Origin of the sequence: Mesorhizobium sp. M7A.F.Ca.CA.001.10.2.1, from assembly GCF_003998575.1 — a bacterium.
In the GTDB taxonomy this organism is placed as follows: Bacteria; Pseudomonadota; Alphaproteobacteria; order Rhizobiales; family Rhizobiaceae; genus Mesorhizobium.
This window is the reverse complement of the sequence record NZ_RZQY01001037.1, coordinates 1-1,344: the sequence shown is the minus strand read 5'-3', so window position 1 is coordinate 1,344 and position 1,344 is coordinate 1. Positions and strand designations below refer to the sequence as shown.

Genomic DNA, 1,344 nt, shown 5'->3' with positions numbered 1-1,344 from the left:
GTTCAAGCCGCTGGTCATCGGCGTCGGCTACGAGCTGCAACGCATCGCGACCATCTACCCGCAGCCGCACGATATCCCGATGGATCGGGTGGTAACGGAGGCCAGCTAGTCCAGGCTGTGCTGAGATTCAGGTCAGGCCGAGTCGAAAATGGTCGCTTCCGAGAACGGGAGCGGAGCGTACTTTTCGTACGCGAGCACCGGAAGCGCAGGGAGCTACCATTTGCAGGCCGGCATCACCTGAATATCAACGCAGCCTAGGCCATTTCCGGCTTCATGCCCATGGCGGTCCTGTCGACGATTTCGCGTAGCGCAAAGGACGAATTGATTTTGGTCACATGCGGCATTGCCGACAGCCATTCCTTGTGGATGCGCTCATAGTCGACGAGATCCTTCGCCGCGATCCGCAGGATGTAGTCGTACTCGCCCGACATCAGGTGACAGGACAGCACGTTCGGGCAGCGTTTGATCGCCGCCTCGAAATCCGAAAGCGTCTTCTCGAACTGTCCCGACAGCGATATGTGCACGATCGCCGTCATCTGGTGGCCGAGTGCTGCATTGGAAAGCCGGGCATGATAGCCGCGGATGGTTCCGGATTTCTCCAGATTGTCGAGCCGGCGCGAACAGGCCGACTGCGACAGGCCGACCTTCTCGGCCAGTGCCGCATTGGGTATCCTGCCATCCTTCTGCAAAGCCTCGAGAATGGCGATATCAATCCTGTCGAGCCGCATTTTTCGTGAATCCTGCGAATATCCAGCTATTTCGCGCAACGATTATCGAAACCTGCCGGTTGGCGCAAGCGCATTCGCAAACACCTGCGCAACGATTCGTGGTTCACTCCATCCATACAGGGAACGAGCCCAAAGGGCCGGATCAGGAGAAGAAAATGCGCGTCGGCTGCCCCAAGGAAATCAAGAACCACGAATACCGCGTCGGCCTCACCCCCGGCTCGGTCCGCGAATATGTCGCCCATGGCCACGAAGTGCTGGTTGAGACCGGGGCCGGTGCCGGCATCGGCGCCGATGACAACGCCTATCGCGCCGCCGGCGCCACGATTGCCAAGACGGCCGCCGAGGTGTTCGCCAGGTCGGACATGATCGTCAAGGTCAAGGAGCCGCAGCCCAGCGAATGGGCGCAGCTTCGCGAAGGCCAGATCCTGTACACCTACCTTCACCTTGCTCCGGATCCGGAGCAGACCAAAGGCCTGCTTGCGTCCGGCGTGACGGCAATCGCCTACGAGACCGTGACCGACGACCGTGGCGGCCTGCCGTTGCTGGCGCCGATGTCGGAAGTTGCCGGACGTCTGTCGATCCAGGCCGGCGCCACGGCGCTGCAGAAGGCCAATGG

2 protein-coding genes and 1 pseudogene are annotated in these 1,344 nt (G+C 60.9%); 2 read left to right on the top strand and 1 reads right to left on the bottom strand.

Going from position 1 to position 1,344, the window contains the following annotated elements:
* Positions 1-109: pseudogene (locus tag EN964_RS38965) on the top strand (5-formyltetrahydrofolate cyclo-ligase); the annotation flags it as partial.
* Between the two features lie 145 nt (positions 110-254).
* Here EN964_RS38965 and EN964_RS34805 read toward each other — a convergent pair.
* Positions 255-728 carry an Lrp/AsnC family transcriptional regulator gene (locus EN964_RS34805; RefSeq protein ID WP_127269076.1) on the bottom strand — a complete coding sequence of 158 codons (474 nt, stop codon included), beginning with the start codon at positions 726-728 and terminating at the stop codon, positions 255-257.
* A gap of 155 nt (positions 729-883) precedes the next feature.
* Between EN964_RS34805 and EN964_RS34800 the strand changes: the two genes are divergently transcribed.
* Positions 884-1,344, top strand: a 461-nt coding sequence (locus EN964_RS34800) for an alanine dehydrogenase (protein ID WP_373565084.1), incomplete at its 3' end; no start/stop codon positions are given.

Excerpts from the sequence above, each read along its gene's own strand:
- EN964_RS34805 (WP_127269076.1), bottom strand. The coding sequence starts at position 728 with ATGCGGCTCGACAGGATTGATATCGCCATTCTCGAGGCTTTGCAGAAG.